This is a genomic window from Schlesneria sphaerica (genome assembly GCF_044336245.1).
Classification (GTDB): domain Bacteria; phylum Planctomycetota; class Planctomycetia; order Planctomycetales; family Planctomycetaceae; genus Schlesneria; species Schlesneria sphaerica.
On record NZ_CP172346.1, the window covers coordinates 413,771 to 438,413 of the forward strand.

At 55.9% G+C, this 24,643-nt stretch carries 19 protein-coding genes; 18 read left to right on the forward strand and 1 reads right to left on the reverse strand.

The genetic code is table 11. The features are described 5' to 3' along the window. Positions 1-7 precede the first annotated feature (7 nt). From ACGY09_RS01455 to ACGY09_RS01475, 5 genes are all read left to right on the forward strand, one after another. On the forward strand, positions 8-2,251 hold the full coding sequence (locus ACGY09_RS01455; RefSeq protein ID WP_397570191.1) for a methyl-accepting chemotaxis protein: 2,244 nt from the start codon (positions 8-10) through the stop codon (positions 2,249-2,251). Then, positions 2,248-3,315, forward strand: coding sequence for a chemotaxis-specific protein-glutamate methyltransferase CheB (gene cheB, locus ACGY09_RS01460; protein WP_397570192.1), 1,068 nt, complete (start codon positions 2,248-2,250; stop codon positions 3,313-3,315). Before ACGY09_RS01455 ends, cheB begins: the two co-directional genes overlap by 4 nt. A gap of 4 nt (positions 3,316-3,319) precedes the next feature. After that, positions 3,320-4,186, forward strand: coding sequence for a CheR family methyltransferase (locus tag ACGY09_RS01465; RefSeq protein WP_397570193.1), 867 nt, complete (start codon positions 3,320-3,322; stop codon positions 4,184-4,186). Positions 4,187-4,227: 41 nt separating this feature from the next. Beyond that, positions 4,228-5,289 carry a leucine-rich repeat domain-containing protein gene (locus ACGY09_RS01470; protein ID WP_397570194.1) on the forward strand — a complete coding sequence of 354 codons (1,062 nt, stop codon included), beginning with the start codon at positions 4,228-4,230 and terminating at the stop codon, positions 5,287-5,289. 198 nt (positions 5,290-5,487) lie between these two features. After that, positions 5,488-7,137 (forward strand): acyl-CoA synthetase, encoded by a 1,650-nt coding sequence (locus ACGY09_RS01475; protein WP_397570195.1) that lies wholly within the window; start codon positions 5,488-5,490, stop codon positions 7,135-7,137. 147 nt (positions 7,138-7,284) lie between these two features. Here the strand turns inward: ACGY09_RS01475 and ACGY09_RS01480 are convergent, their stop codons facing one another. Further along, positions 7,285-8,295 carry a DUF1559 domain-containing protein gene (locus ACGY09_RS01480; RefSeq protein ID WP_397570196.1) on the reverse strand — a complete coding sequence of 337 codons (1,011 nt, stop codon included), beginning with the start codon at positions 8,293-8,295 and terminating at the stop codon, positions 7,285-7,287. Between the two features lie 96 nt (positions 8,296-8,391). On the opposite strand from ACGY09_RS01480, the gene ACGY09_RS01485 reads away from it, so the two are divergent. The 13 genes from ACGY09_RS01485 to ACGY09_RS01545 all read left to right on the forward strand — a co-directional run bounded on the left by ACGY09_RS01485 (position 8,392) and on the right by ACGY09_RS01545 (position 24,632). Beyond that, on the forward strand, positions 8,392-8,790 hold the full coding sequence (locus tag ACGY09_RS01485; RefSeq protein ID WP_397570197.1) for a hypothetical protein: 399 nt from the start codon (positions 8,392-8,394) through the stop codon (positions 8,788-8,790). 122 nt (positions 8,791-8,912) lie between these two features. After that, a complete protein-coding gene (locus ACGY09_RS01490) occupies positions 8,913-9,704 on the forward strand; it encodes a phytanoyl-CoA dioxygenase family protein (RefSeq protein ID WP_397570198.1) in 792 nt (263 codons plus the stop codon). A gap of 62 nt (positions 9,705-9,766) precedes the next feature. After that, positions 9,767-11,077, forward strand: a complete 1,311-nt coding sequence (locus ACGY09_RS01495) for a nitrate/nitrite transporter (RefSeq protein ID WP_397570199.1) — start codon at positions 9,767-9,769, stop codon at positions 11,075-11,077. Beyond that, entirely contained in the window at positions 11,077-12,189 is a 1,113-nt protein-coding gene (locus tag ACGY09_RS01500; protein WP_397570200.1) for an ArsI/CadI family heavy metal resistance metalloenzyme, read from the forward strand. Before ACGY09_RS01495 ends, ACGY09_RS01500 begins: the two co-directional genes overlap by 1 nt. A 209-nt stretch (positions 12,190-12,398) precedes the next feature. Next, positions 12,399-13,676: an exonuclease SbcCD subunit D gene (locus tag ACGY09_RS01505; RefSeq protein WP_373651836.1), complete on the forward strand. Its 1,278-nt coding sequence runs from the start codon at positions 12,399-12,401 to the stop codon at positions 13,674-13,676. 512 nt (positions 13,677-14,188) lie between these two features. Continuing rightward, positions 14,189-14,524: a hypothetical protein gene (locus tag ACGY09_RS01510; RefSeq protein WP_397570201.1), complete on the forward strand. Its 336-nt coding sequence runs from the start codon at positions 14,189-14,191 to the stop codon at positions 14,522-14,524. Between the two features lie 433 nt (positions 14,525-14,957). Further along, positions 14,958-16,034 (forward strand): prenyltransferase/squalene oxidase repeat-containing protein, encoded by a 1,077-nt coding sequence (locus ACGY09_RS01515; RefSeq protein ID WP_397570202.1) that lies wholly within the window; start codon positions 14,958-14,960, stop codon positions 16,032-16,034. Positions 16,035-16,103: 69 nt separating this feature from the next. Next, a complete protein-coding gene (locus ACGY09_RS01520) occupies positions 16,104-16,955 on the forward strand; it encodes a hypothetical protein (protein WP_397570203.1) in 852 nt (283 codons plus the stop codon). Positions 16,956-17,518: 563 nt separating this feature from the next. Beyond that, a complete protein-coding gene (locus tag ACGY09_RS01525; protein WP_373651832.1) occupies positions 17,519-18,730 on the forward strand; it encodes a hypothetical protein in 1,212 nt (403 codons plus the stop codon). A gap of 344 nt (positions 18,731-19,074) precedes the next feature. Continuing rightward, positions 19,075-19,329 (forward strand): hypothetical protein, encoded by a 255-nt coding sequence (locus ACGY09_RS01530; RefSeq protein WP_373651831.1) that lies wholly within the window; start codon positions 19,075-19,077, stop codon positions 19,327-19,329. A gap of 116 nt (positions 19,330-19,445) precedes the next feature. Continuing rightward, positions 19,446-19,772 (forward strand): hypothetical protein, encoded by a 327-nt coding sequence (locus ACGY09_RS01535; RefSeq protein ID WP_373651830.1) that lies wholly within the window; start codon positions 19,446-19,448, stop codon positions 19,770-19,772. A gap of 584 nt (positions 19,773-20,356) precedes the next feature. After that, positions 20,357-21,154 (forward strand): PEP-CTERM sorting domain-containing protein, encoded by a 798-nt coding sequence (locus ACGY09_RS01540; protein WP_397570204.1) that lies wholly within the window; start codon positions 20,357-20,359, stop codon positions 21,152-21,154. Positions 21,155-21,665: 511 nt separating this feature from the next. Then, positions 21,666-24,632: a PVC-type heme-binding CxxCH protein gene (locus ACGY09_RS01545; RefSeq protein WP_373651828.1), complete on the forward strand. Its 2,967-nt coding sequence runs from the start codon at positions 21,666-21,668 to the stop codon at positions 24,630-24,632. Positions 24,633-24,643 lie beyond the last annotated feature (11 nt).

Genomic DNA, 24,643 nt, shown 5'->3' on the forward strand with positions numbered 1-24,643 from the left:
TATCACCGTGAAGAACTTCAAACTCGCCAGCAAAATGATGATTCTGACTTCGATCTTGATCTCGACGATCATCGTGGTCGCATGGGTCGCTGCAGACCGTCTGGCAGCGGTCAATGTCCAGGTCCGGCAGTTAGTGGATTCCACGTTCTATAAGCTCAATCTCACGTCAGATATCCACGTGAAGGTTCTGGCCAGCATCCGTGCTCAGAAGAACGCGGTCCTTTCTCCCGATGACGACGTCAGCAGGAGTTTCGCTACCCATTCCCGCAGCAGCCTGGTGGAAGCACGTGAAACGCTGGGGCGGTTAAAGGAAGTCGTCATCAAAGGGGGGATCGAAGGCCAGACCACCAGCGTGGACGAATGCATCAAGTCGCTGGATAAAACAGAGGAAATCAATAACAAGGTCCTGGATTTGGCGGTTCAGAACTCGAATGTCAAAGCCAGAAAACTGTTGGGATCTGAGATCCAGCGGCAGGTTGAAATCCTGGAAACACGCCTTCAGTCCTGGGTTGATGATGCCAGTTCGAAAACAGAGATCGATGCTTCTGTCATGGAGCGAATGAAGACGCTGTATGAGTTGCAGGATCAACTGATGGGGATCCTGCCCAACGCAATGCGCCATATCAACGCCTCGGCCGAAGAGGACATGCTCGCGTTCGAGAAAAAGCTGGATGAACTGCAGGAACGGATTCAACATGGTCTGCCTGTCGCTTCCGCAGGGGATGGCCCCAGTCAAGTCGATGCCCGTAATCGCCTGAACGACATCAAGACGTCACTTGCTTCCCTGATCGTTCTGTCACGACTGGATACGAACAATCAATCGGTCGTTCTGTCGCTCAATGCCTCACGCGTGGCGAGTGAAGACTGCGTCCAACGGATCGTAAAGCTGGACGAACTGTTCTCAATGGAGGCCAAATCCGGGCGAGACATGAGCAATGTCGCCTACCTGAACGCGTTCAGATCGATTATCGGAATGACCTTGGTCGGCGTCATATTGGGATCGATTCTGGCCTATCTCGTCAAAGAATCGGTGACTCGCCCCGTCTTCGAAGTTCGCAATCTGGCCCAGGCCATGGCCGACGGTGACCTGAGACAGCGAATCCATCTGAAGCAGAAAGATGAAGTCGGTGAATTGTCCGATGCCACGAATTCTCTTGCCGACTCGCTCACAAATATCGTTGCTCAAATCCAGAAAGTCTCCGAATCCCTCGCCGGGTCTGCAGATGAACTGAGCGGTGTCTCTAACCAACTCCTGTCACAAAGCGAAACGACCTCGCTGAATGCGGCGAGCGTTGCCAGTTCCTCGGAAGAACTTTCCTCCAACATCAGTACCATGGCAGCCGCGGCAGAACAGATGAGTGTCAACGTCGCCTCGATCAGTTCTGCCAGTGAAGAAATGAGTGTCAACGTTGGCACGATTTCTTCGGCGGCTGAACAGACTTCGCACAACGTCGGGGCTGTTTCGAGTGCCGTGGTCGAAATCTCCAGTTCGTTCACCGATGTCCTGAATGATGTCAGAGAAGGCTCACTGGTCGCCGGTGAGGCAAGCCGTATGGCAGACTCGGCCACAGCCACGATTCAGACACTCAGCCAATCCGGAACCGAAATCAGCAAGGTCACCGAAACGATCAAGATGATCGCACTTCAGACCAACCTGCTCGCGTTAAATGCAACGATCGAAGCGACATCCGCCGGGGAAGCAGGCAAAGGCTTTGCCGTCGTCGCACACGAAATCAAGGAACTGGCAAACCAGAGCGCCAAGGCGGCGGAAGACATCGCGCGCAAGATCGAAGGAGTGCAGAATGACACCCGTCAGGCCGTCCAGGTGATTCAGAATGTCTCACAGATTATTAAGGACATCAATTCGTCTGCCGGACGAATTTCTCAGTCAGTAGAGAAACAAACTCAGGCAGCGACTATGATTTCGCAAAACGTGAGTGAGGCGAATAAGGGAGTGGGAGACATCGCTCGATCCATTTCTGAAGTCGCCAAAGCGGCTGGTGATATGTCCCGAAACGTGGCGGAAGCCGCGCGAGGTGCCACCGATGTCTCGAGAAATGTCGGCGAAGCAGCGAAGGCTGCAAGTGGAATTTCCTCCGACATTCACGGCGTCAGCGTGGCATCGCGATCGACAAACCATTCGGCCTCGAAGGTTCACCAGTCTGCAGAGCACCTCGATAAGATTGGTAAAGAGCTACGCAAACTTGTCGGACGATTCAAAATCAACAAAGAAGACACCGTGGTCGAATGACTGATGAACCGCTGAAAATTCTGATTGTCGACGACTCGCGGATCTTTCGGAGCGTGATCGAAGAGGCACTCTCTGGTCGGAATGACGTGCGGGTCGTCGGATCAGTCTGGAATGGCGAGAAGGCAGTCGAGTTCGCGCGCGCTTCCCTGCCTGATTTCGTGACACTCGACATCGAAATGCCGGGAATGGGGGGAATCGCGACCCTGAGGGCATTGAGGGAACTCGCACAGAACCGCGAACGGACGATCGGTATTCTGCTGGTCAGTCTGCACACCAAACGGGATGCCGCGATCACCGTCGAAGGACTGGAAGAAGGAGCATTCGACTTCATTTCCAAGCCGACGGGGCCTGATACCCTGGCGAACGCGGCCTCGCTCAAGGAGCAACTTCTCGAGAAGATCAAGGCGTTCCGCTCGCGCCGCAAAGTCATCCCTGCCTTTAAAGCCCTTCGAGATAAGAAGCCCGCAACGCCGAAAAACGAATCCCGCTTTCGCGCGATCGTGATCGGTTCATCAACCGGAGGTCCTGAAGCGATCGCCCGGCTGTTGCCTGTACTGACCCCCGGGTGCCGGGTCCCCATTTTCCTCGTTCAACATCTGCCGGAAAACTTCACCCATTACTTCGCGACCAGCCTCGCCCGTCGTTGCGGGACAGAGATTGTCGAGGCGACAGAAGGAACCATCCCACGCCCAGGTGTGGTCTATGTTGCCCAGGGGGGAAAACATTTGATCCTGACCCGGCAAGAACAGCGAGTGGTGATGAGCTTCTGTGATTCCCCTCCGGAAAACGGCTGTCGTCCATCGGTTGATGTTCTTTTCCGATCGGCAGCGGCTGTCTACGGCGGAAGTGTGCTGGCCGTGATTCTGACCGGAATGGGGACCGACGGGGCTCTCGGAGCAATCACCCTGAAACGAATGGGGGCACACGTCATCGTACAAGATGAAGAATCAAGCATCGTCTGGGGAATGCCGGGAAGCGTCGTTGCTGCGAATGCGGCAGACGAGATTCTTCCGATTGAAGATATCGGGCCGGCATTACGTGCACACCTGGGAATCGAGGGCTGACACAATGGAAGTCTCGACTCAGGAGTTTCGCGACGTTCAGACGCTGGTCAGGTCATTGTGTGGTCTGGTTCTGACGGACGATAAGACGTATCTCGTGAAAACACGGCTCGAACCCGTCGTGACGGCGCACGGCTGCACATCCTTCGGCGACTACCTGGGACGACTGCAGCAGCTCGGTGCCGGCGCGATGCGTGATGAACTGGTTGAGGCACTCACCACCGGAGAAACTTCGTTTAATCGTGACGCTCACGTTTTTGACGAGTTCCGGCGACGAATCCTTTCCCGCGTGGCGGAATCACTGCGGCGACGCCGCGAGCAAGGAACACGGGTTCCTGTCGCCCGAATCTGGTCCGCGGGCTGCTCGACTGGGCAAGAGCCTTACAGTCTGGCCATGATCATCCACGAATACCTGTCCGCGAACGTGGCGCTGGGATTGAAGGTCGAACAGCTTCCGATTCTGGCCACGGATGTTTCGGCGAAGTCACTTACCACGGCGAAAGAGGGACGCTACCTCGAGCGAGACCTCGATCGAGGAGTCACACCAGAGCAGCGCAGGCGATACTTCCAGCAGCAGGGGCTCCACTGGACGATCAATCCTCAATTGAAAAAGATGATCGAGTTTCGCCAGATGAACTTCCTGAATCCCATGCCGGATATTGGCCCTTTTGAATTGATTTTCTGTCGGAATGTCATGATCTACTTCGATACTCCGACGCGCCAGAAGCTTTGCGAACAATTTCACAAGCTCCTGGTTCCGGGAGGCCTGCTGATTCTGGGAGCGGCGGAAAGCCTGTATGGGCTGACGACGTCGCTGGTGTCAGAATCGTTCGGCAGCACGACGGTTTATCGAAAACCCGATCGCCACGCCTGATCAGTGAGTGCGAGGTTTTCAGCGATTCGAAGGAGGTCTGGATGATTTCTCGGCGGGCGATTCTCTTCGCTCTTGTGACGTTTCTCTGTGCGGCACCGATCACTGGACACGCCACCGACGATGAGGCCCAGTCAATCGAGAAAATTCAAATCCTGGGAGGGATCGTCAGGCGGGATCCCGGGTTACCGGGTGGTCCCGTTGTGGCAATTCTGTTTCAGGACAAGTGCCGGTTCAACGATAAGTACTTTCACCTGCTGAAAGACTTCCCTCAGCTTCAAAGCCTTGTTTTCCAATTCAGGGACGCTGACGAGGGACGGAAAGTGACCGATCGTTGCCTTCCTCAATTGAAACAACTGAAAAGCCTGACGACGCTCAACCTGAGGATGACCCGGATTACGGACGCGGGACTGCGAGACTTGTCGGAGCTGACGGAGCTGCGAAGTCTCGACCTGAGTATGACTCCTTGCACTGACGCCGCGCTGGCGGAACTCAGCCCTCTGAAGCAACTCACGCATTTGCAGCTGCAGAACTTGAAAATCAGCGGCACGGGGCTAAAAAAGCTGCAAAATAATGGAGCCCTGGTTTCCCTGGACATCTCCCGAACCGATCCATCCGAAGCGGGGCTGGAAGGAATAGGCCAACTGAAACAGCTTCGGCATCTGACCGCCAACAGGCTGCCACTGACTGATGCCGATCTCCGGGAAATCGGACAGCTCAATCAACTCGAAAGCCTGCAGTTGCAGTATTCACAACTGACCGACGCCTCGATGATCCATCTCACGAATCTCCATGATTTAAAGGTACTGGACCTGATTGGGAACAACCTGACCGACGTGGCGTTGATCAACTTGTCAGCACTTCAGAATCTGACCTCCCTCAGTTTGGGCGATTGTCAAATCACGGATGAGGGTCCCCCGCATCTCAAACTGTTTCCCAAACTGACGCACCTCAGTTTGCGACTCACACAGTTATCTGACGAGGGTGTGCAGGAGCTTGGACTATTGCCTCAACTGGTCAAGCTCAGCGTGTCTGGAATACGGATCACAGACTCCGGGCTGACAGAACTCCGTCAGGCTCGCCCCGACATGGAAATCAGCCGATAGACGATGCTTGTTGCAGGAATGGTCTCGCATTTACAGATCGTTCCAGGTTCTTCTCGTATCGCGCTCGGGTTTCTGTCTCTGTTTGGATAGAGTATTCCCCAAACCGGTGATGGCATTGTGGTGGCGCCTCACGACTGAATAAGCACGACAAAATGTGATATTGCCGTGGATACTGCGGCTTCGAAGGGCTCTTGATTGATGTCCAACGCTCCTTTTTTAACCAACCCCTATGACTGCAATCTGGACCAGGTGGAAGCCAACTTCGCCCCCCTGACTCCTCTCTCATTCCTGCAGCGAGCCGAAAAGGTGTACCCCAAACGAGTCGCCTGGGTGCACGGAGACCAGCAAGCCACATACGCCGAGTTCGCAGAACGATGTCGGCGGCTGGCGTCGGCGCTGGCAAAACTGGGCATTGGCCGAGGGGACACTGTGGCGATCATGGCCTCGAACGTTCCCCCCATGCTGGAAGCGCATTACGGTGTTCCCCTGACCGGCGGGGTCCTCAATGCTCTCAACATTCGGCTGGAACCTTCCACGATCGCCTTTATCCTGGAACATGGCGAAGCCAAAGTCCTGATCACGGATCGTGAATTTTCGGCGACAATCCAGCCAGCACTTGAACTGCTGAAGAAATCCGGGCGTACTCTGACCGTCATCGACATCGACGATCCACAGAATCAAGGGCCAGGCCATCGTCTTAGAGAAATGGACTACGAAACGTTTCTGAAATCAGGCGATCCTGACTATCACGCTGTCGTCCCTTCGAATGAATGGGATGCCATCGCGCTGAACTACACCTCTGGAACGACGGGTAACCCCAAAGCGGTCGTGTATCACCACCGCGGCGCGTATCTCCTCGCGATGGGCAACCTGCTGGCGTGGAACATGACCGCAGCGCCGGTGTATCTGTGGACCCTACCGATGTTCCACTGCAACGGATGGTGTTTTCCGTGGACGCTCAGCGCCGTCGGAGGCACGCACATTTGCCTTCGACGTGTGGAGGCGGGAGCGATCATCAATGCAATCAAGCAACATCGCGTCACGCATCTGTGTGGAGCCCCTATTATCCTCAACCTGCTCATCCAGTCACGTGATCAGATTGAACTGGACCGCACAGTGGAAGTCATGACGGCCGCGTCGGCTCCTCCCAGTTCGGTCATTGCCGGCATGGAAGAAATCGGATTTCACGTCACCCACGTGTACGGCCTGACAGAAGTTTACGGTCCCGCCACCGTATGTGACTGGCATCCTGAGTGGAATGACTTACCACTCGAAGAGCGATCCCGATTGAAGGCGCGTCAGGGAGTCAATTACGCCGTCCTCGAAGGACTGATGGTCGCCGATCCCGCCACCATGCAACCTTGCCCCGCGGATGGGACGACCATCGGGGAAGTCATGATGCGGGGCAATATCGTCATGAAGGGTTATCTCAAGAATCCTCAGGCAACCCAGGAAGCGTTTCGCGACGGCTGGTTCCATACCGGGGACCTGGCTGTCCTGCATCCCGACGGTTACATCGAACTGAAAGATCGATCCAAAGACATCATCATTTCCGGTGGAGAAAACATCTCTACCATCGAAATTGAAGAAGTCCTTTCCCGGCACCCCGCCGTGCTGGATTCAGCCGTCGTGGCCATGCCCGACGAAAAATGGGGCGAGCGTCCCTGTGCCTTCATCTCGCTGAAATCCGAGACGGGTCTGACGAGCAGCGACATCATCACGTTCTGCCGCCAGCATCTCGCAGGTTTCAAAATTCCCAAAGCGGTGGTCTTTGGTCCTCTGCCCCGAACATCAACGGGAAAGATCCAGAAAAATCTTCTGCGGGAACGGGCTCGCGAGCTTCAATGAGAAGCAGGGGGAATGGATTCCCGCCGAAGAGGGTCCGTTACTCCTCAGTCTGCGACGGGGCTGAAGTTACCCGGATCGCTGCAATCCCCTCACCACCAGTCAAGCCGTGATGAGGCGTCCGGGTGAACGCCCTCAGGCCGGAAGTGCTCAGAACTCGCCGATGATTTCGCCACCGTTCCGACTGCCGATTCCCCGCCATAATTGCGCGTCGATGCTGTCGCTGACAAATCGTCCAGACCCGTCACACATCAACAGGTGCGTTCCACCCACGTGCATACTTCGGGCCGCCTTCCAGCCGACCGCGGTGTATCCCGCAGCTGCTGAATTGGTAATGCAGTCCCAGTTCTTTGAATTCGGGGTGTAGTAGTGATTGTACGACGTATTACGTATCTCGCCCGAGAACCAGAGGAACTGACGCAGGGTCTGAACGTTCCACATCGACGCTGATGCACAAGTGGCATCATCCACGGTTCCGTATGTGGTGAGATAGGCATAGGACTTTTGAGCCCCATTCGGGGGCACAGGTCCGGGTGAGTTTGTTGCCCCATCCCCTAGAATACTTTCCGACATACACGCAGTGTTGCTGGTCCCGTCACTGATGTCGGCGATGCGAACCTTCGAATTAGCGAACATCACGCCGTCAGAATTGTACGGCGATCCGTTTCCCGACGCATAAACACCACTTCCCTGATTGCCGCAATAGTTCGAGGGCCCCAGGGATGCGACGCCGTAAGCTCCGCCAAGGGACTTCGACTTGTCGCTGGGACACAGGAACGACGGAATGATGGTCCCTGCAGCAATCTGATTGTTCGGGTCGGCAATGTCGTAGGGAGCGGTCGCCGCATAAGTCGGAGCGTTCAGATTCATCAGGTTGTAGAGGTTCGCCTGATCGATGTAGGGGCTGAGATAAGCGAGCACCCCCCAGTTCCCCGCACTGTACGCATAGTTGCCACCCGGGACGAGATTGGGCGGAAACGTTGAGTGGGTGCTTTCGTAGTTGTGAAGCGCCAACCCAAGTTGCTTTAAATTGTTCTTGCACTGCGTTCGGCGGGCCGCTTCGCGAGCCTGCTGAACCGCTGGCAGGAGCAAGGCAATCAGGACAGCGATAATCGCAATCACAACCAGCAGTTCGATCAGTGTAAACGCCCGACGTTTCATAGCAATTCCAGCTGAAATACGGTCAGTTGCAGACATCCTCTGACATTCATTAGAATGTTGTTGCGTTAATTCCGCAAGGCTTCCAAGAGCGATCACATGCCCTTTCCTCCCAAACCCCGACAGCAAACTCGTTTATTTCTTTCGCTGTTCCTGCTGTGGATAACAGGAATGGCAGGATGCGGAACTTCGACCCCCTCTGACAGGTCGAACATGATGGATCAGGTACTGGGAGCTCTTCAGGTTCAGGGGGCAGCCAAACGGGACGCCGCCCTGGCAGAAGCCTGCCGCCAGTCCGCCGACGCGGGCGATGGTTTCGCCGTGATGCAGGGGTTACCGCTGATCCAGCAGGAATCGCTGAGAAATCAGGTGGCGGTCGAATGCGCGGAAGCACTCTCTGGCTGCGGTAAACAGAACGAGGCAATCGACGCTGCCAATCTGATTACCAAAGAGGAACTGCGAGAGGAACTGGTTAACCGACTTGAAGCGGGGACCTGAGCAGCGCGAGTCGGTATCGGTTATCTTGCCAATCGCGCACGACGTCGTTCATCTTGACTTACTCGTCATCAATCCAGCGTGTGTGAGACTGGATTCAGCAGCATGCATGAGGAGATCCGTCATTGGTTACCCTGCCCGCGGACGTGAGTTTGGTCGCCGCACCACCGTTATTCGATCAATGGAAGAAGGACGGCTTCTTCATGATTCGAAACTTTTTCTCGACCGATCAGATGGAATTGCTGCGCCACGAATCGGATCGACTGCTGACCGAACACCGCGATTTGATCTCGCTTCGGAATCTGCGGTGCCGCTACATGCCGCACCACGAAACAGGCGAGCTCCTGTTCGAGGTTTTCGATCCGGTCAACGATATCTCACCTGTCTGTACCCAAATTTGCGATGACTCTCGCCTGGCGGCGCTCCTCGAATCGCTTTACGGCGAGCCTGCCTGTCTCTTTAAAGAGAAACTGATCTTCAAGCCCCCTGGCGCACAGGGATATCAGCTCCATCAGGACATCCCCCGGGGATGGAAGGGATTTCCTCGAACGTTCCTGACCGTTCTCATCCCGATTGACCCGAGCACCGAAGAGAATGGCTGCACAGAAGTCTTTCCAGGCTACCACAACGATTTTCTCACCCACGATAGCTCCGTCTACATGCTGCCGGATGATGTTGTCGATCCGCAGCGAAAAACTTGTCTGGCACTCAACCCGGGCGACATTGCCGTGTTTCATGGATTGACGCCTCATCGTTCCGAACCGAACCGTTCAACACAAATGCGCCGCGTGTTCTATGTGAGTTACAACGCCGTGTCCGACGGGGGTGACCAGCGTGACGCACATTACGCCGAATTTCGTGAGCGGCTGGCTCAGCACCGTGCCGCCCAAGCTTCCGCGTCGGTGTACTTCGAGTAAACAACGACGAACCGATCCCACGCTGTTCCAATCACGATAGACAAGGATTGAGTGAGAGAGTGATGTCACGCGAAACGAGTTCCCAACCCGCGCCCCGGGGTTCCCGCTACGGCTGGGTCATCATCGTGATTGCGGCCATGGCCATGGTCGCCACGCTGCCCGGTCGTACCCACGGACTCGGCATGATCACCGAGCGTCTGTTGGCGGAAGAACGGTTCCACCTTGAGCGTGTCCAGTACAGCAATATCAATTTGTGGGCGACGTTGCTTGGCGGGCTGTTCTGTCTCCCGTGCGGCTGGCTGATCGACCGGTTTGGAATGCGGATCACACTGACCGCGACCATCGCAGCACTGGCCGCAACCGTGCTCTGGATGACACGAATTAATGATCTGCCCACCTTGTCCGTTGCCATTCTGTTGACACGTGGATTCGGACAGAGTGCTCTTTCGGTCATCAGTATCACCATGGTCGGCAAGTGGTTTCGGGACAAGATCAGTCTGCCGATGGCCGTCTACTCGTTACTGCTGACAATCGGTTTCATCTACGCCAGTATCGCGGCCAGGGACTACGCCAACCAGGACTGGCGGGTCCTCTGGAGCGGGATGGGTTATGTACTCGTGGCATTCGTCCCCATCGCACTGTTGCTCACCCGGGAACCTCCGCAATCGTTCGAGTCTGTCCCGTCTTCCAATCAGGACGCTACGGAGGCCGTTTCATCACCTCAAGGCTTTACGCTCAGGCAGGCCATGGGGACATCGGCGTTCTGGTTGTTTGGAATCGCGATTTCGCTTGTGGCGCTGATAGGATCAGGAACGTCACTTTTTAATGAATCGGTTTTGACGCAGCAGGGTTTTCCCAAAGAAACGTTCTACGATCTCATGGCCCTGTCGACCACAGTCGGACTGTTCGTAAAGCTTCCCATCGGTTGGCTGGGTCAACGGATCTCTCTGAATAAACTTCTCGCCGCTGGTCTGATCCTGCTGTCCATCTGCCTCGCGTGTCTCCCTTACGTGCACTCTCCCTTCGGAATCAAGATGTACGCAGTGGGAATGGGGGTATCAGGGACCATTACCACGGTGCTGTTCTTTACCGTCTGGGGTCAGGCCTTCGGCAGACGATATCTCGGTCAAATTCAGTCCGTGTCACAAATGATGACGGTCCTCGCATCGGCTCTGGGACCTCGACTCTTTGCTGAGTGCTTTACCCGGTTCGGGACTTACTCAGGCGTCTTCCAGTTTCTGGCGGTCCTGGCGATGATAGTTTCAATCTGGTCTCTTTTCGTACGAGTTCCGCGGCCAGAAGAGGCACCGACCACAACACATTCTGACACGGTCCCCGCCCTGCTCTCTCCCCTGTTGCAGAAGAATTCCTGATGTCGACACCTGACCCTGCTGTCCGCTTCCACCTGTCTCTGAATGTGTCCAATCTTGAGCACGCAGTCCCCTTCTTCACGAAGCTGTTGGGAACCGCTCCGGCCAAGCAACGACCCGACTACGCGAAGTTTGAGTTGGCTTCGCCCCCGCTGGTGCTGTCGCTGGAACCTCGCTCGCCACAGGAGTTCGGATCGTTGAATCATGTCGGCTTTCGATTCGCTGACGCCAAGTCGCTGGTCGAGGTGCAACGGCAACTCGAAATCCTGGGGATCAAGACGCAACGGGAAGAAGGTGTCGAGTGCTGTTACGCAAAACAAACCAAGTTCTGGGTCAACGATGACGACAAACGGCTATGGGAATTCTACGTTCTTGAGGGAGACATCGATCACCGCGGCGGAGGCCAACCGCTGGATCAAGTGATCGGTGCGGAATCAGCTTGTGACCTGCTGCACAGTCCCGCATTAAAAAAGTCCCCGCCGAGGATCTTGGAACACCAGATGGGATCCCCTTTCGATGTTCCCCCTCAACAGTTCGACGAAATCCGGCTACGCGGAACATTCAATCTCCCTGAACCGGCACGCATGGTGAACGAGATTTTGAAACGTCTCTTCGCGGCAATTGTTCCCGGTGGAACCGTCTCGCTGCATATTCTCACCTGTGAGCAGGAGCTTCCTGCGCCACCACAGCTTTCCGGCCCCGCTGCGTACGTCAAACACGTTCCTGTGCGAGCAGAATTGATGCGAGCTTTGGAGCTGGCCGGGTTCGAAGATCTGAGACTGACGACATTCCGCACGGCCCCCTGCTTTGAATTCCAGGGACATGCCCTGCGGGAGACAAAGCTGGAAGCAACGCGGCCCCTTCTTGCTTCAGAAGCCAAAGGGGCAGAGCCAGTCCGTGAGGCGACCACGGCATCCGCGACGAAGCCGAGCCGGCGCGTTCTTTTCAAAGGTCCCTTCAAACGGATTCAAGACGACTTTGGCACGGAATGGGAACGTGGCGTCCCTACGATGATCTCGGACGAACGTTGGACTCGCCTGAAGCAATCGACTGTCGGTGAGCTTTTCGTCGAAATTCCGCTGGAGGCACCTCTCGCAAGTTGTGGCAGTCGCTGATCAATCCGATGCGGGTCTGCTCGCGTTTCGACGGAACGTTGCGATAATGTCTCTTCTCTGCACTCTGAAGATCGGGCGACGAATTCCATCGGCCCAGCGGACGAGTCGCTCTCCTGCCGATGGGCGAGCGGGAGAGCAACAGAGGGGTGCCGTGCCTGCGACGGTCAACATCCGACGAAAACGTTCAGACATTGAAGGTCAGTCTACGAATGAAATTTTTGCATGCGGCCGACATACATCTGGATAGTGCTCTGGAGGGACTGGAGCGTTATGAAGTCGCGCCGGTGGATCTCATTCGAGGAGCGACTCGGCGGGCTCTGGAAAAACTTGTCGCTCTCGCACTGACCGAACAAGTCGATTTTGTCGTGATCTCAGGTGATCTCTATAACGGAAACTGGTCCGACTATAATACCGGACTGTTTTTCGTGAAGCAGATGGACAAGCTGAGCAGCGCGGGCATTCAGCTTTACCTGATCGCCGGTAACCACGATGCCGCCAACATTATGACTCGCAGTCTGCGGCTACCCGCCAACAAAGACGGTCAGAGCATCATGTTGTCGCACGAGATGGCAGAGACCCGTCGGCTTGATGATCTGGGAGTGGCCATTCACGGACGAAGTTTCGGCAATCGGGCGGAACTGCAGAACATGGTTCCGCACTATCCGCAACCTGTCCCGCACTGGTTCAATATCGGGATGCTCCATACAAGTCTGAGCGGGTCCGAAGAACACGACACCTACGCCCCGTGCACGCCGACGGACCTGCGGTCCAAGGGTTACGACTATTGGGCACTGGGACATATTCACAAGCGGACTGTTGTTCCCGAACAGACAACCGCTGACCTCTGGACGTCTGGCATTTACTCGGGAAACATTCAGGGACGCCATATTCGCGAGCCCGGCCCGCGGGGTTGCTTCGTCGTCACAGTGGACAGGCAATTTCAGGCGCAGGTCAAATTCCATCCGCTTGACGTTTTTCGCTGGGAGGTCGTCACGCTTCCCTGCGAAAGCTTCGCGAAGGCCAGAGACATCTATGGCCCCCTGCAAGACGAACTCCTCGCCCTCTGCAACAGGAACAAAGGGTTGCCACTGGGTGTTCGTGTCGAGCTGACAGGCGCAACGGTCGCTCATCGGGACCTGACAAGCCACCGCACTGCCGTGACGGCAGAAATCCGCAGCCTGGCAGCGAGAGTCTCTCATGAACAGATCTGGGTGGAACAGGTCAAGTTCCGTACCCGTGAGCCACTGCGTCAGTCCGAGCTGTCCCGAACCGATGGACCACTTGGCGAGCTGGAACAATACCTCGAAAAACTGGATCGTGACCCCGCCGCGATCTCGCCATTGATCGATGAACTCAAAGACCTCGCGAAAAAACTCCCCTCGGAATTACTGCAACCACCTGATGGACTGCTCCTGGATAACCCTGACTGGATTCGCGAAGTCCTTCAGGAAGTAAAACCGCTGCTGCTCGACCGCCTGAACGGGTAGGCGATCAGCCCCACGCCACTGTATTACAAATCTGCTGACAGCCGCAGGAGTACACGCCTGGAAACAGGCCTTCGAGTTCCTGGCGGGTACAGCCAGCGGATGCCCACAGGCGGTCCGTGAGGCTGTACGGGAACGTGCGCTGCTGCCGCCGATCACCCTGCGGAGATTCGTTTGTCCTCGTGCTGTCAACGAAGTCGGAAATCCGGCAACAGGATCTCCCCTCCAGGCAGGTGGCGATGCCTTGACGGCGAATGCCGCTTCGCCGAATTTGTAGTTCGCAGGACGATTGATCGGGATGACTATCGAGGAGGCTGTGCCCTGTCCGCGTAGGACGAAGAGAGACATTTCTTACCGAAGCAGCAGGTGCAACTTTTGACAAGTCGTTATCCCCGCGCCGTAAAATCTTTCTGCCGCTGGTTTGGCGTTATGTCAGGACCAATCCCGGATGCCCGCTGATTCCTTGCGTCCCTGGTCAGGCTACCACGTTCACTTTTTGTATTGAAGGAAGTTCGATGTCTCGAGTTCGGCAAATGAGTGCAACGTTGTTTGCAATCGCAGTGCTCAGCCTGATGTTCAGCAAAACGGCATCAGCCCAGCCTTGGGGTTACTATCCCGCTCCGTACGGTCCGCCGGTCGTTGCTTATCCAACCGTGATCGGTCCGCGTCCCTACTTCGATCCCCGGTACCTTCCGCCTCCTCCGGTGGTTGTCGCAGCCCCTGTCGTGGTTCCGGCCACGGTTCCGGCCCCCACCTTCTATACTCCCGGAGTCGCCCCATACACCTACATCGGTCCGCTCGGCCGTGTTCGCGTGGGATACGCTCCTGCATTGTACGGCGTCGGCTACTAGTGATTTGTCTGGAACAGACGCCAGTGTGCCACTTGCCGGAACATGCACCGTGGCGCACCGCTCTGTCTCGCAGCGCAGCGTGAGAGGTTTCTGCGTGACGCCGCACTCCGACGATTTCGCACGCCACTCGAAGATGTCAGCATGACAATGTGGTTGTCGACCTGAGACTGCCTGGCCCCTGTAGAATGCTCCGCCGAGCAATTTCTACGGGGGCCATCTGCATTTCGGGGATTTCGAAGTGAGCACGCCTGCCGTTCGCGATTCCGTTCCTTCAACGTTCACGTCCCTCGCGCACGGGATCCTGCCCGTGAACGTGAAAACTCGCACACCATGATCGTGTGAACGTGACATTCTCTGGTTGCGACTGTAGCGTGACTCAAGTTGTGCGCGTTGTGAATGTTCCCTCCACAGGGTCAATGTAAGGGACGGCCTCATGCATATCAGAATCTCCCTTCGCGGTGTCTTTGGCTGTGTCGCGAGTCTGGCAACACTGTCAGCAGTAGCGGGTCTGACGATCCCGATCGCCCATTCGGCAGAGAACATCACGCTCGCCAGCGCTGTTTCGCCGGGTGAAAACCGTCGCGACGAACCACTTGCAAAATCTTTCTCTCTCGAGAAAGCGATTTCCTTTCTGGACTCGGCAGCCCTGACCTGGCAGAAGGAACGAAAGTGCTTCACGTGTCATACCAATTTTGCGTATCTGTATGTTCGCCCCACCCATGAGACAGCGGACCAGGCCTCTGCGGAAGTTCGCCAGTTCGCGGAAGAACTCGTTGCTCACCGCTGGGAAGATAAAGGACCTCGCTGGGACGCTGAGGTTGTTGCTGCCGGAGCGGCATTGGCTTTCAACGATGCTTTGAGTGAAAAACCACTGCATCCTCTTACACGTCGGGCTCTCGACCGGATGCTGACGCTGCAGCGCGAGGACGGGGGATTCACGTGGATCAAATGCGACTGGCCACCGATGGAATCCGACGATCATTACGGAGCGACTCTGGCTGCCATCGCCATCGGTGTCGCACCGGACGGATACGCTCAAACGAAATCCGCACAACTGGGATTGTCGAAGTTACGTGAGTATTTCAAGCAGAATCCCGGCACCACGCTCCATCATCGGGCGATGGTCTTGTGGGGAAACACTTACGCGAAGGGAACTCTGACCGATGAGGAATCCGCCGCGATTGTCGGCGAACTGCTGGCACTGCAGAAAGAGGATGGCGGGTGGGGGCTGGCGACACTTGGTGACTGGAAACGGGCCGACGGAGAAGAGCAGGATCTGAAAAGCAGTGACGGATATGGTACGGGCTTTGTCATTTACATCCTTCGTCGCAGTGGCCTGGCCGCGGATGATCCCCGAATCCAGCGTGGAATTGAATGGCTGAAGTCACATCAGCGAGAAAGTGGCCGCTGGTTCACTCGGTCGCTCCACGCAGACAGCATGCATTATATTACTCACGCTGGTACGGCCTTCGCAGTGATGGCCCTGCAGGAATGTGACGAGACGAAATGATCAACCTGGAACTCCCGTCTCTACGTCGGCGGCTTTCATGGGGATCACGGATTTGAGGAATTCGCACTGATGCATGTGCTGATGATGATGAGTCTGCTGTTCGCGGATGTCGAACCGCTACCGATCGGAAAATCTGTTGTCGATGTGCAGTTTGGGGAGGTCTCCATCCCCCTCTACACCTACAAGCCTGCGGATTACAGCGACGGTCCATTGCTGATGGTTTTTCATGGTGTCCTGCGAAACGCGGATGAATACCGGGATGACTCGGTGGAGATGGGAAATCGCTTTGGAGCGTTGATTGTCGCCCCGAAGTTCGATGACACGACGTTTCCGAAGCGGAAGTATCAGTTCGGCGGCATCATGCGGGAAGTCGAGGCTGCCCCCCCGGAAGAATGGACGGGCGAATACATCAATCGGATCGCGAAGGAGATTCGCCGAAGGGAAGCACGACTGGAGATGCCGCTTTACCTGATCGGCCATTCCGGCGGAGGCCAGTTTCTGATGAGGACCACGGGGTTCGTCAATACTGGCGCCAAGCGGATCGTCGCTGCCAACCCGGGGACCTTGCTCTTTCCCAGCCGCAGCGCGGAATTCCCACTCGGATTTGGCCAGCTTCCGCAGCACCTTCAATCCGACGATCAAATGAAGGCCTTCCTCGCTCAACCACTGACCCTCTACCTGGGTTCCAAAGACATCGAACGGGATGAATACCTGGACGTCACGCCTGCTGCCGATGTCCAGGGTTTAACACGGTTCGAGCGTGGTCAGAACGCGTTCAAGGCGGCAAAAAAACTGGCTGACGACCGGCAGTGGCCATTTGGATGGAAGCTGGTCATTGCCGGGGATGTTGAACATGACCACACGAAGATGTTCAACGACCCGCACTGTGCCGACGCCCTCGGCCTTCCCCAAAAGAAGTAGGTCGACGTCCGATACCGAAGGGCGAATCTCTGCTGAGAACCAGTTCGAAGCCGACTGGACAATTCGCCATCGAGATTGAGTTACCCCACAGTCGTCCTTTGCCCGCCCCGGTAACTCCAGCGGCCTGAGCACGCGCCATGCAGTGGTCAACCAAACGAAAAGTCACCTCTAGCGATTCCTGCGCAGCAAAACACCAGCAGGTTTTTGCCCAGCGAGGGATAGAATCGGGACAACTGCTCTGGGTGTCACTCAATGCGCAAGAGACGAACGGGACGTCGTAACATGCTTCTGAGGGTGCGGCATTCTCAACCACGAATATCATCATCAACCCGAGCGAGAGAAAATCCCTCAGCGGTCTCTTGCGCTCACGGGGTGGATACAAGGACCTCGTTCGAAGTTCATCGGGGTTGCCGCTAGTCTATGGAACGCCATTCTTTGACTACCATCGTCGCTCCAGTCAGGACTGAGGTCAGAGCCTCGACAGGTCCGGTGCCTTACGTGATTGTCCGAACAGGTGGTAACAAGTCCCTATTCGTCGTTCCCGATAGAGAAGTCGTATGAGCATGCCGATTCCACCTGATCTGGAAGGCCACTTTTCGTCGAACCCGCCGCGAGTTCCTCGTCGGAAGCCGGGTGAATCGATCGACGCAGGCAAGGGGCGCATCTTTCCCTGCGACCGCTGTGGCGCGGATCTTGTCTTCTCCGTCGGCCAGCAAAGTCTCCAATGCCCCTACTGTGCGGCCATCAAGCAGATCGAACCACCCAGAGATGTCCCCATCGTCGAACGGGACTACCTCGAGATGCTCGAACGGCTGAAGAGGATCAAGGAGAAAGAGGGCGCAGAGGCCGAGAATGAGAACACACAGCATGCTATCCGCTGTTCCGCTTGCGGCGCCGACGTTATCTTTCAGGGGACATTGACCAGTTCACAGTGCCCGTATTGCGCTTCTCCGCTGCAGCGGGACAATATCCATGACTCGGTCAGTCGCATTCCTGTCGACGGCGTCCTCCCTTTTCTGATACCCCAGGCGACGGCAGCAGCCAATTTAAGAGCATGGGTCAAGTCACTGTGGTGGGCTCCCAATGAGTTCCTGAGGCAGGGAGTGACAGGCAAGTTCAATGGGGTCTACATGCCCTTCTTCACCTATGACTCCATGACTTACACACGATACGCGGGACAGCGAGGAGACATCTATCTCGTCACCGTGGGGGAAGGAAACAACCGGCGAACAGAACAACGAATCCGGTGGACGTATCGGAGCGGAGACTTTCAACGGTTTTTCGACGATGTCCCCATTATTGCTGTCGGGCAACAACATCTTGATCTGGTGGAAGCGCTTGAGCCTTGGCCACTGGACCGAATGATTCCCTTCACCCCGGAAGTTCTCGCAGGATTCTACTCACGTACGTATGACGTTGAACTGGACGACGGTTTTCAATTTGCACGGCAGAGAATTGAGTCCTCATTATCGATGGAAGTCCGCCAGCGGATTGGGGGAGACACCCAGCAAGTCCACTCACAGCAAACGAACTACTCGGCGGTTACCTTCAAACATATTCTGCTCCCCGTGTGGTTGCTCGCCTATCGTTATCGTGGAAAGACCTATCAGGTCATGATGAATGCAGCGACAGGAGAAGTCTCTGGCCATCGACCTTACAGTTGGGTGAAGATTGGCTTTGCAGTCCTGTTCGTGACAATCCTCATCTTCATCTTCTGGGCGATGTCAGGCAATCACGGAGATGTTCGCTTCATGATCGACGACGGTTTCCGCTGAGAGTTCTGTCCGATCGGGTGATCTGCTCTTCGACGGGAGTGGTCTAGCTCGTGCGAGAAAGCAGAGCCCGTCTGCCGCTCGGGCGTTCTCAATGAGGCTTCAGACGCAGTGAAGCGATCTGTGAAAGGCGAGCACTTGTTGGCTTGCGACTTGCCGATACAAACAGTCAATCATAATGAACAAACGACTCCTCTTTTTTCCGCAGCTGGCTGAAAGATCTCGATAAGGCAAATTCCTTAAATGAATTTGCCTTATCGAGATCGATTTTGCGAGGTTAGTAGGGGTTGGCATGACAACTGCGAATCTCGCTGATACTTGGCACTGCCCCATTCCGGAAAAAGATCATGAAGATGTTCGTCAAGATTACTGTCGAGCGTAAGCTCAGCCACTGGACGGCCTGGTTCAATAACGCACCACAGATTACAGCGGGGGGATGGTTGCCTGGAGCCGCGATCCAGAGGCTGCTGGAGCTTGTGGACGACGCCTGCTTCTCTGACGATGACCTCATTCCGGTCGAAGCTGATCGAGGGGACGGACACCTGGAATTTCTGGTTCCGCTCCGCGAACGAAGCCGAATTCCGGTCCCCTCAGTCAATTGACGAACACATTGGTCTCTGAACGAACAATTGATGGAAGATTTCTCGTCCGCGTCGGGCTCGCGAGGTTCGACGTTGCGTTGGGCTGAGGTTGCGGCGCACTGAGGAGGGATTCTATTGTGCCTGCGAACGCTGATCAGTTTTTGCGAGCCATCGAAACAGAACAGCTCTCTGCCGTTCCGTATACGAACAAGGATACCTATTCCATCAGGATTCTGATCGAAGGGGCCGAGGTCGATTCCGTCGGCTGCCTCTTAGCTGATCGTCCCTTTGCCAGGCCGTCACGTGACGGCCGCAGTGTAGAAATCTTCCCATCCCCCGGGATGCCGGACGGTTTTGAAGTCCAGTGTTCAACCCACGAAGAAGCCGTTCTCATCGCAGAATCCATCGATAATTGTCTGGAAACCGCATATTTGAAGTTAGTGGATCCCGAACACTCGGCGTAGTCCTCTCATCCCCTTGGACGCAGTTCACCAGAATTCAATAGCCAGCGCGTCGTTCGAGTGGGATAAGACCGGGGGTGGCGGATCTCTACGCACCGTGCTCTATCGTGCCACCCGTCCCGCCCTCGGCAAATTATCTGTCATCTACGATAAAAACGTTGTGCGCTACGGGTTGACTGAGCGCCGAAAGGACCGCGTCGCATCGGCTATGCCGTGAAGAATGCGGGACCGGTTCATGTCGAGAATTTAAGCGTTATCTGGCACTTTCCGCGAAATCGCAGAAAAAATTTAAAATTCCGCTGGCCACCTTGAAACACCCTCCTAGCATCATCCGTTCAGGTCCCTCTGCAGAGGTGACTGAACAAGCTGAATTGCGCTTACGTTCAGCTTCTCTTAATTGGTGGTGCCGCGCACTTCCATCGCCAGTTCGCATCGCGAGGTGGGATAGGACGTGTTGTCGCGTGGGCATCACACGCCCTTACATACGTTGATTTCGTTGGCCGAAAGCGGCCCTCCCATTTCGAAACTCGAGTGAATGCAGTGCGTTCATACGAGGCGGTGCCCAATTTTAACAGAAGGCGAACTACGTGAATCCAACTTCGAATTTAGGTCTACCTCTATTAGCCTACCGCAAGGTGCTGGCAATTGCCTTCGCGGCAGTCTCCCTCACTTTTCAGTCCACAGAAGCGGGATTAGTCCATACCTATGAAGCAGCCGGAGTGCAGACTTCGAGCGCGGTGAACACCACCACCATTAACTTCGATTCGGCGAATCCGGGCTACCATGGTTCTCAGACATTCAACCTGCCAGGAGACCTGACCGCGACTTATACCAACAATCAATTCAACAACACTGCAAACCAGTACGGTGGTGCAGGGGGAAACGGACAGTATCTGAATGTCACGGATCAGTTTCCCGTCACGTTGACGCTCACGAAGACCAGCGATCCTTCCCAAAACGCGCCGCAGGCCTATTTCGGCATGTGGATCTCGGCCGCGGATGCCGCCAATAAGATCGAGTTCTTCCTCGGGAACACTCTGGTTGACACTTTCACCGCGACAGCTTCATACCTTTCCTCGCTCTCACCCGCGTACTACGGGAATCCCAACGCTCCATTCCTCGGAGCCAACCCCTCAGAACCCTATGTCTTCGTGAATTTCTACTCGACGGATGCGGGCAATGTTTTTGACAAAATCGTCTTTACGAACATCTATCCCAATCCATTGGGAAGTAGTTTTGAAAGCGACAATCACACCTTCAGCACAACGATCCAGCCTCCTGCCAATGTCCCCGAGCCATCCTCCTTCGCCCTGTTAGGGCTTGGCGGTATCGGAATCGCCGTGGGTGCCTATCGCCGCCGCCGTAGCCTGGGCCTGACTCACTGATCTAGACGTCGCAAGCGGGACGACATTCTTCAGTCCTGCCGCATGCCGACAGGGCTTTACCCAAAAGAAATCAGCCTGCTCAACTGCATCAGTCCAGTCGCCAAATAAAGAAGTCGCGGTCCACACCTGTCACGCGATTTCTGATGTGGACGACTGGACTGACGGCGTTGAGCCTCCTCCATTTCCCCCCTCACCGGCTCATCACATCAACCTTGAAGGCTCGGCCCGTGCCAACAGCCCGGCTGGGCCTCTGGGTCTCCCGAACGCCCCCATCGATTGAAGTCCACGGCGCGAGAGCCCGGGGCGAGCATTCGGGACAACGCCGACAAAAGCCATTCCGATCTGACTCTGCCGTCTCGGACACCGGCCGCAAAAGCTGCGACATGCCGCCGGGCTCAACTCTTTTACCTTTCTGCTCTCAGAAAAAATCGCTCGACATGGGTCACTCAACATTTCCAGCCGGGGTCATTACGATATTGCGAACTACGTTCACCCCTGAAAGAGAGAACTGATGACTCGATCTTCGGCATTGATGACGATGATGTTGTTCATGGTCCCCGGACTGGCTGCTGCGGCCGATGGACCTCTCCCTCCGAAAGAAGCGGCTGCCAGCATTTCGCTTCCGGAAGGATTCCGGGCCACATTGTTTGCCGGTGAGCCCGATGTTTCGCAGCCGATGTCGATCACGTTCGATGATCGAGGACGAATGTGGGTGGTCGAATGCCGAACCTATCCCAAGTGGCAGCCTGCCAACGTGACTGAAGGAACGGACCGCATCCTGATCCTCGAAGACGTTGACGGGGACGGACAGTTCGACAAGCGGACGGTCTTTCTGGACAAAGGGGTCAACCTCAGTTCTGTGGAATTCGGCTTCGGCGGAGTTTTCGTCACCGCAATTCCTAAACTGATCTTCATTCCCGATGCGAACGGAGATGACGTTCCAGACGGACCGGCTCAAGTGCTTCTGGACGGTTTCGACGTGAAGGCAATTCACAACGTGGCCAATAGCCTCACCTGGGGCCCCGACGGCTGGCTGTACGGTTGCAACGGAATCCTTTCGAACTCCCGTATCGGCAAGCCGGGAACTCCGGACGCCCAGCGAGTCCCGATGAATTGTGGAATCTGGCGCTATCATCCCGTGCGGCACGATTTCGAAGTCGTTGCTCACGGAACGACCAACCCCTGGGGGCTGGCATTTGACGACCGAGGAGAAGCATTTCTGACAAACTGCGTCATCGAACACGTTTTTCACGTGGTCCCGGGCTCCCGTTTCAAGCGGATGTTTGGACAGGACTTTAACCCGATGACGTTCGAGTTGATGCAGACTTGTGCTGACCACATCCACTGGGCGGGGGGGACCTGGGAAGGTTCCCGCGACGGCAAAGGAAAGCACGGTGAGGCCGGTGGGGGACATGCCCACTCGGGAGCCATGATTTACGTCGGCGACCAGTTTCCCGCCGAATACCACAACAATCTGTTTACGCTGAATATCCATGGTCAGCGTCTCAACCGTGACTTGCTGGAACGCCACGCCTCAGGCTATGTCGCGCGACATCAGACGGATTTTGCCCCGTCTGGTGATCCCTGGTTCCGTGGCGTCTGCGTCAAGCAGGGTCCGGACGGGATCTATTTCACTGACTGGTCCGACACGGGCGAATGTCACAACTACGACGATCTGACAATCCACCGCGGGAATGGCCGAATTTTCAAGGTCACTTACGGAACCAATCACCCCGCCTACGGGAATCTTGCCAAGCTCTCTGACGATCAATTGATTGATCTGCTGTCGATGAAGGACGGACTTCGGGCCAACTCGGCACGTCGAATTCTTCAAGAACGATCGGTTCAGAAGAAACTGTCGTCGCAGGCCCGTAACCGGCTTAACAAAGATTTCGATGCACTCATGATCGATGCCGGCAACGGTCAAACGTCGAAATCACTGCAGTATGCCTGGACACTGCATGCGATTGGCGAATTGAATGAGTACAATCTGAATTCATTGCTCCGCTCACGCGATGACACCCACCGTGGCTGGGGCGTGCGCCTGGCCCTGGAAGAGAAAACCGCTTCTCCTGAAGTAGTCTCGCGTCTGGCGGAACTTGCCCGCCGAGACTCGTCTCCTTACGTTCGTTTGCAGCTCGCCTCTGGCCTTCAACGCCTGCCACTCGATCAGCGAAAGGCGATTGCAGCCGGACTTGTCAGCCATGCCTCAGATGCTCCTGATACGAACCTTGTCCTGCTGACATGGTATGGCATCGAGCCTCTGATCTCGCTCGCGGACGATGAAGTTCTGCCACTGGCGCTGCAGACGAAAATTCCCAAGTTGCGTCAATTTATCGCACGACATCTGGCCACGCGGCCATCCCCCCGATTCGCGCCCGTCTTACGTTGGCTGGAAGAGTCGGACGATAACGTTGCCACGCAGCGTGATGTTTTGACGGGGCTCTATTCCGCCATCGAAGGACGACGTGATCTGAAGGCGGATCCCGGCTGGGCCGCGGTTGCCGATCGCTATGCGATGAGTTCCGACGCCAACGTGCGGGAGTTGAGTCACCGCATTTCGCTCGTTCAGGGGAGCGACGCGTCTTACAACGAGTTCGTCAAGATCGTGCAGAATGACAAAATTGACGCCGCCCAGCGTGAGCGGGCACTCGCCGACCTCGTGACCACGCGGCGTCCAGGAGTAGCAGACCTGCTGCTTGACCGTCTTGGTGACTCTGAACTGCGGGCTTCAGCCATTCGAGGACTGGCGGGTTTTGATCGAGAAGAAGTGGGCAGTGCCCTGCTTGGAATGTACGCGTTGTTGACCGACGCAGAGAAACTCGACGCGATCAGCACGCTAACGGCTCGTGAAAAGACTGCTCTGGCTCTCGTCTCGGCGGTCGACGCGGGTCAGATCGATCGACAGGATCTGTCGGAATTCGACATCCGTCAGTTACAGCGGTTCAAGGAACCGAAGTTGAAGGAACTGGTCAACAAGTTGTTTGGCGCAAAGCCGTCGACTGAAGAACGAGCTCAGCAGATTGCCTCGATGAAGAAGCAGGTTCTTGAAGGTGACCCACAAACGGCCAATCCAAAGAACGGACGGGCACTCTTCCAGAAAAATTGTGCTTCATGTCACACACTCTTTGGGGAAGGGCGACAGGTTGGTCCCGATCTCACCGGGGCTCAGCGAACGGATCTCGATTACATCTTGATCAATGTCATGGACCCCAGCGCACTCGTGGGGCATGCGTACCGCGTGACGATTGTCGAGTTGAAGGACGGACGAGTCATCAATGGAATCGTGAAGGGGGAAGACGCGAGCACGATTACACTGCAAACCGCAACGGACCGAGTGGTCGTCGCAACGCAGGACATCGAAGACCGGCAGCAGCAGTCGGTTTCCATGATGCCCGAAGGTCTGCTCAACCGGCTTTCCATTCAGGAAGTGCGAGACCTTGTCAGTTACCTGAGCAGCGAAGCCCAGCCACAGTAGTGTCACTTCGC

Coding starts and splice junctions, on each gene's coding strand:
- cheB (WP_397570192.1), top strand. CDS start 2,248: ATGACTGATGAACCGCTGAAAATTCTGATTGTCGACGACTCGCGGATC.
- ACGY09_RS01545 (WP_373651828.1), top strand. CDS start 21,666: ATGACTCGATCTTCGGCATTGATGACGATGATGTTGTTCATGGTCCCC.
- ACGY09_RS01505 (WP_373651836.1), top strand. CDS start 12,399: ATGAAATTTTTGCATGCGGCCGACATACATCTGGATAGTGCTCTGGAG.
- ACGY09_RS01520 (WP_397570203.1), top strand. CDS start 16,104: ATGCATGTGCTGATGATGATGAGTCTGCTGTTCGCGGATGTCGAACCG.
- ACGY09_RS01485 (WP_397570197.1), top strand. CDS start 8,392: ATGCCCTTTCCTCCCAAACCCCGACAGCAAACTCGTTTATTTCTTTCG.
- ACGY09_RS01530 (WP_373651831.1), top strand. CDS start 19,075: ATGAAGATGTTCGTCAAGATTACTGTCGAGCGTAAGCTCAGCCACTGG.
- ACGY09_RS01525 (WP_373651832.1), top strand. CDS start 17,519: ATGCCGATTCCACCTGATCTGGAAGGCCACTTTTCGTCGAACCCGCCG.
- ACGY09_RS01500 (WP_397570200.1), top strand. CDS start 11,077: ATGTCGACACCTGACCCTGCTGTCCGCTTCCACCTGTCTCTGAATGTG.
- ACGY09_RS01470 (WP_397570194.1), top strand. CDS start 4,228: ATGATTTCTCGGCGGGCGATTCTCTTCGCTCTTGTGACGTTTCTCTGT.
- ACGY09_RS01495 (WP_397570199.1), top strand. CDS start 9,767: ATGTCACGCGAAACGAGTTCCCAACCCGCGCCCCGGGGTTCCCGCTAC.
- ACGY09_RS01515 (WP_397570202.1), top strand. CDS start 14,958: ATGCATATCAGAATCTCCCTTCGCGGTGTCTTTGGCTGTGTCGCGAGT.
- ACGY09_RS01465 (WP_397570193.1), top strand. CDS start 3,320: ATGGAAGTCTCGACTCAGGAGTTTCGCGACGTTCAGACGCTGGTCAGG.
- ACGY09_RS01510 (WP_397570201.1), top strand. CDS start 14,189: ATGTCTCGAGTTCGGCAAATGAGTGCAACGTTGTTTGCAATCGCAGTG.
- ACGY09_RS01480 (WP_397570196.1), bottom strand. CDS start 8,295: ATGAAACGTCGGGCGTTTACACTGATCGAACTGCTGGTTGTGATTGCG.
- ACGY09_RS01475 (WP_397570195.1), top strand. CDS start 5,488: ATGTCCAACGCTCCTTTTTTAACCAACCCCTATGACTGCAATCTGGAC.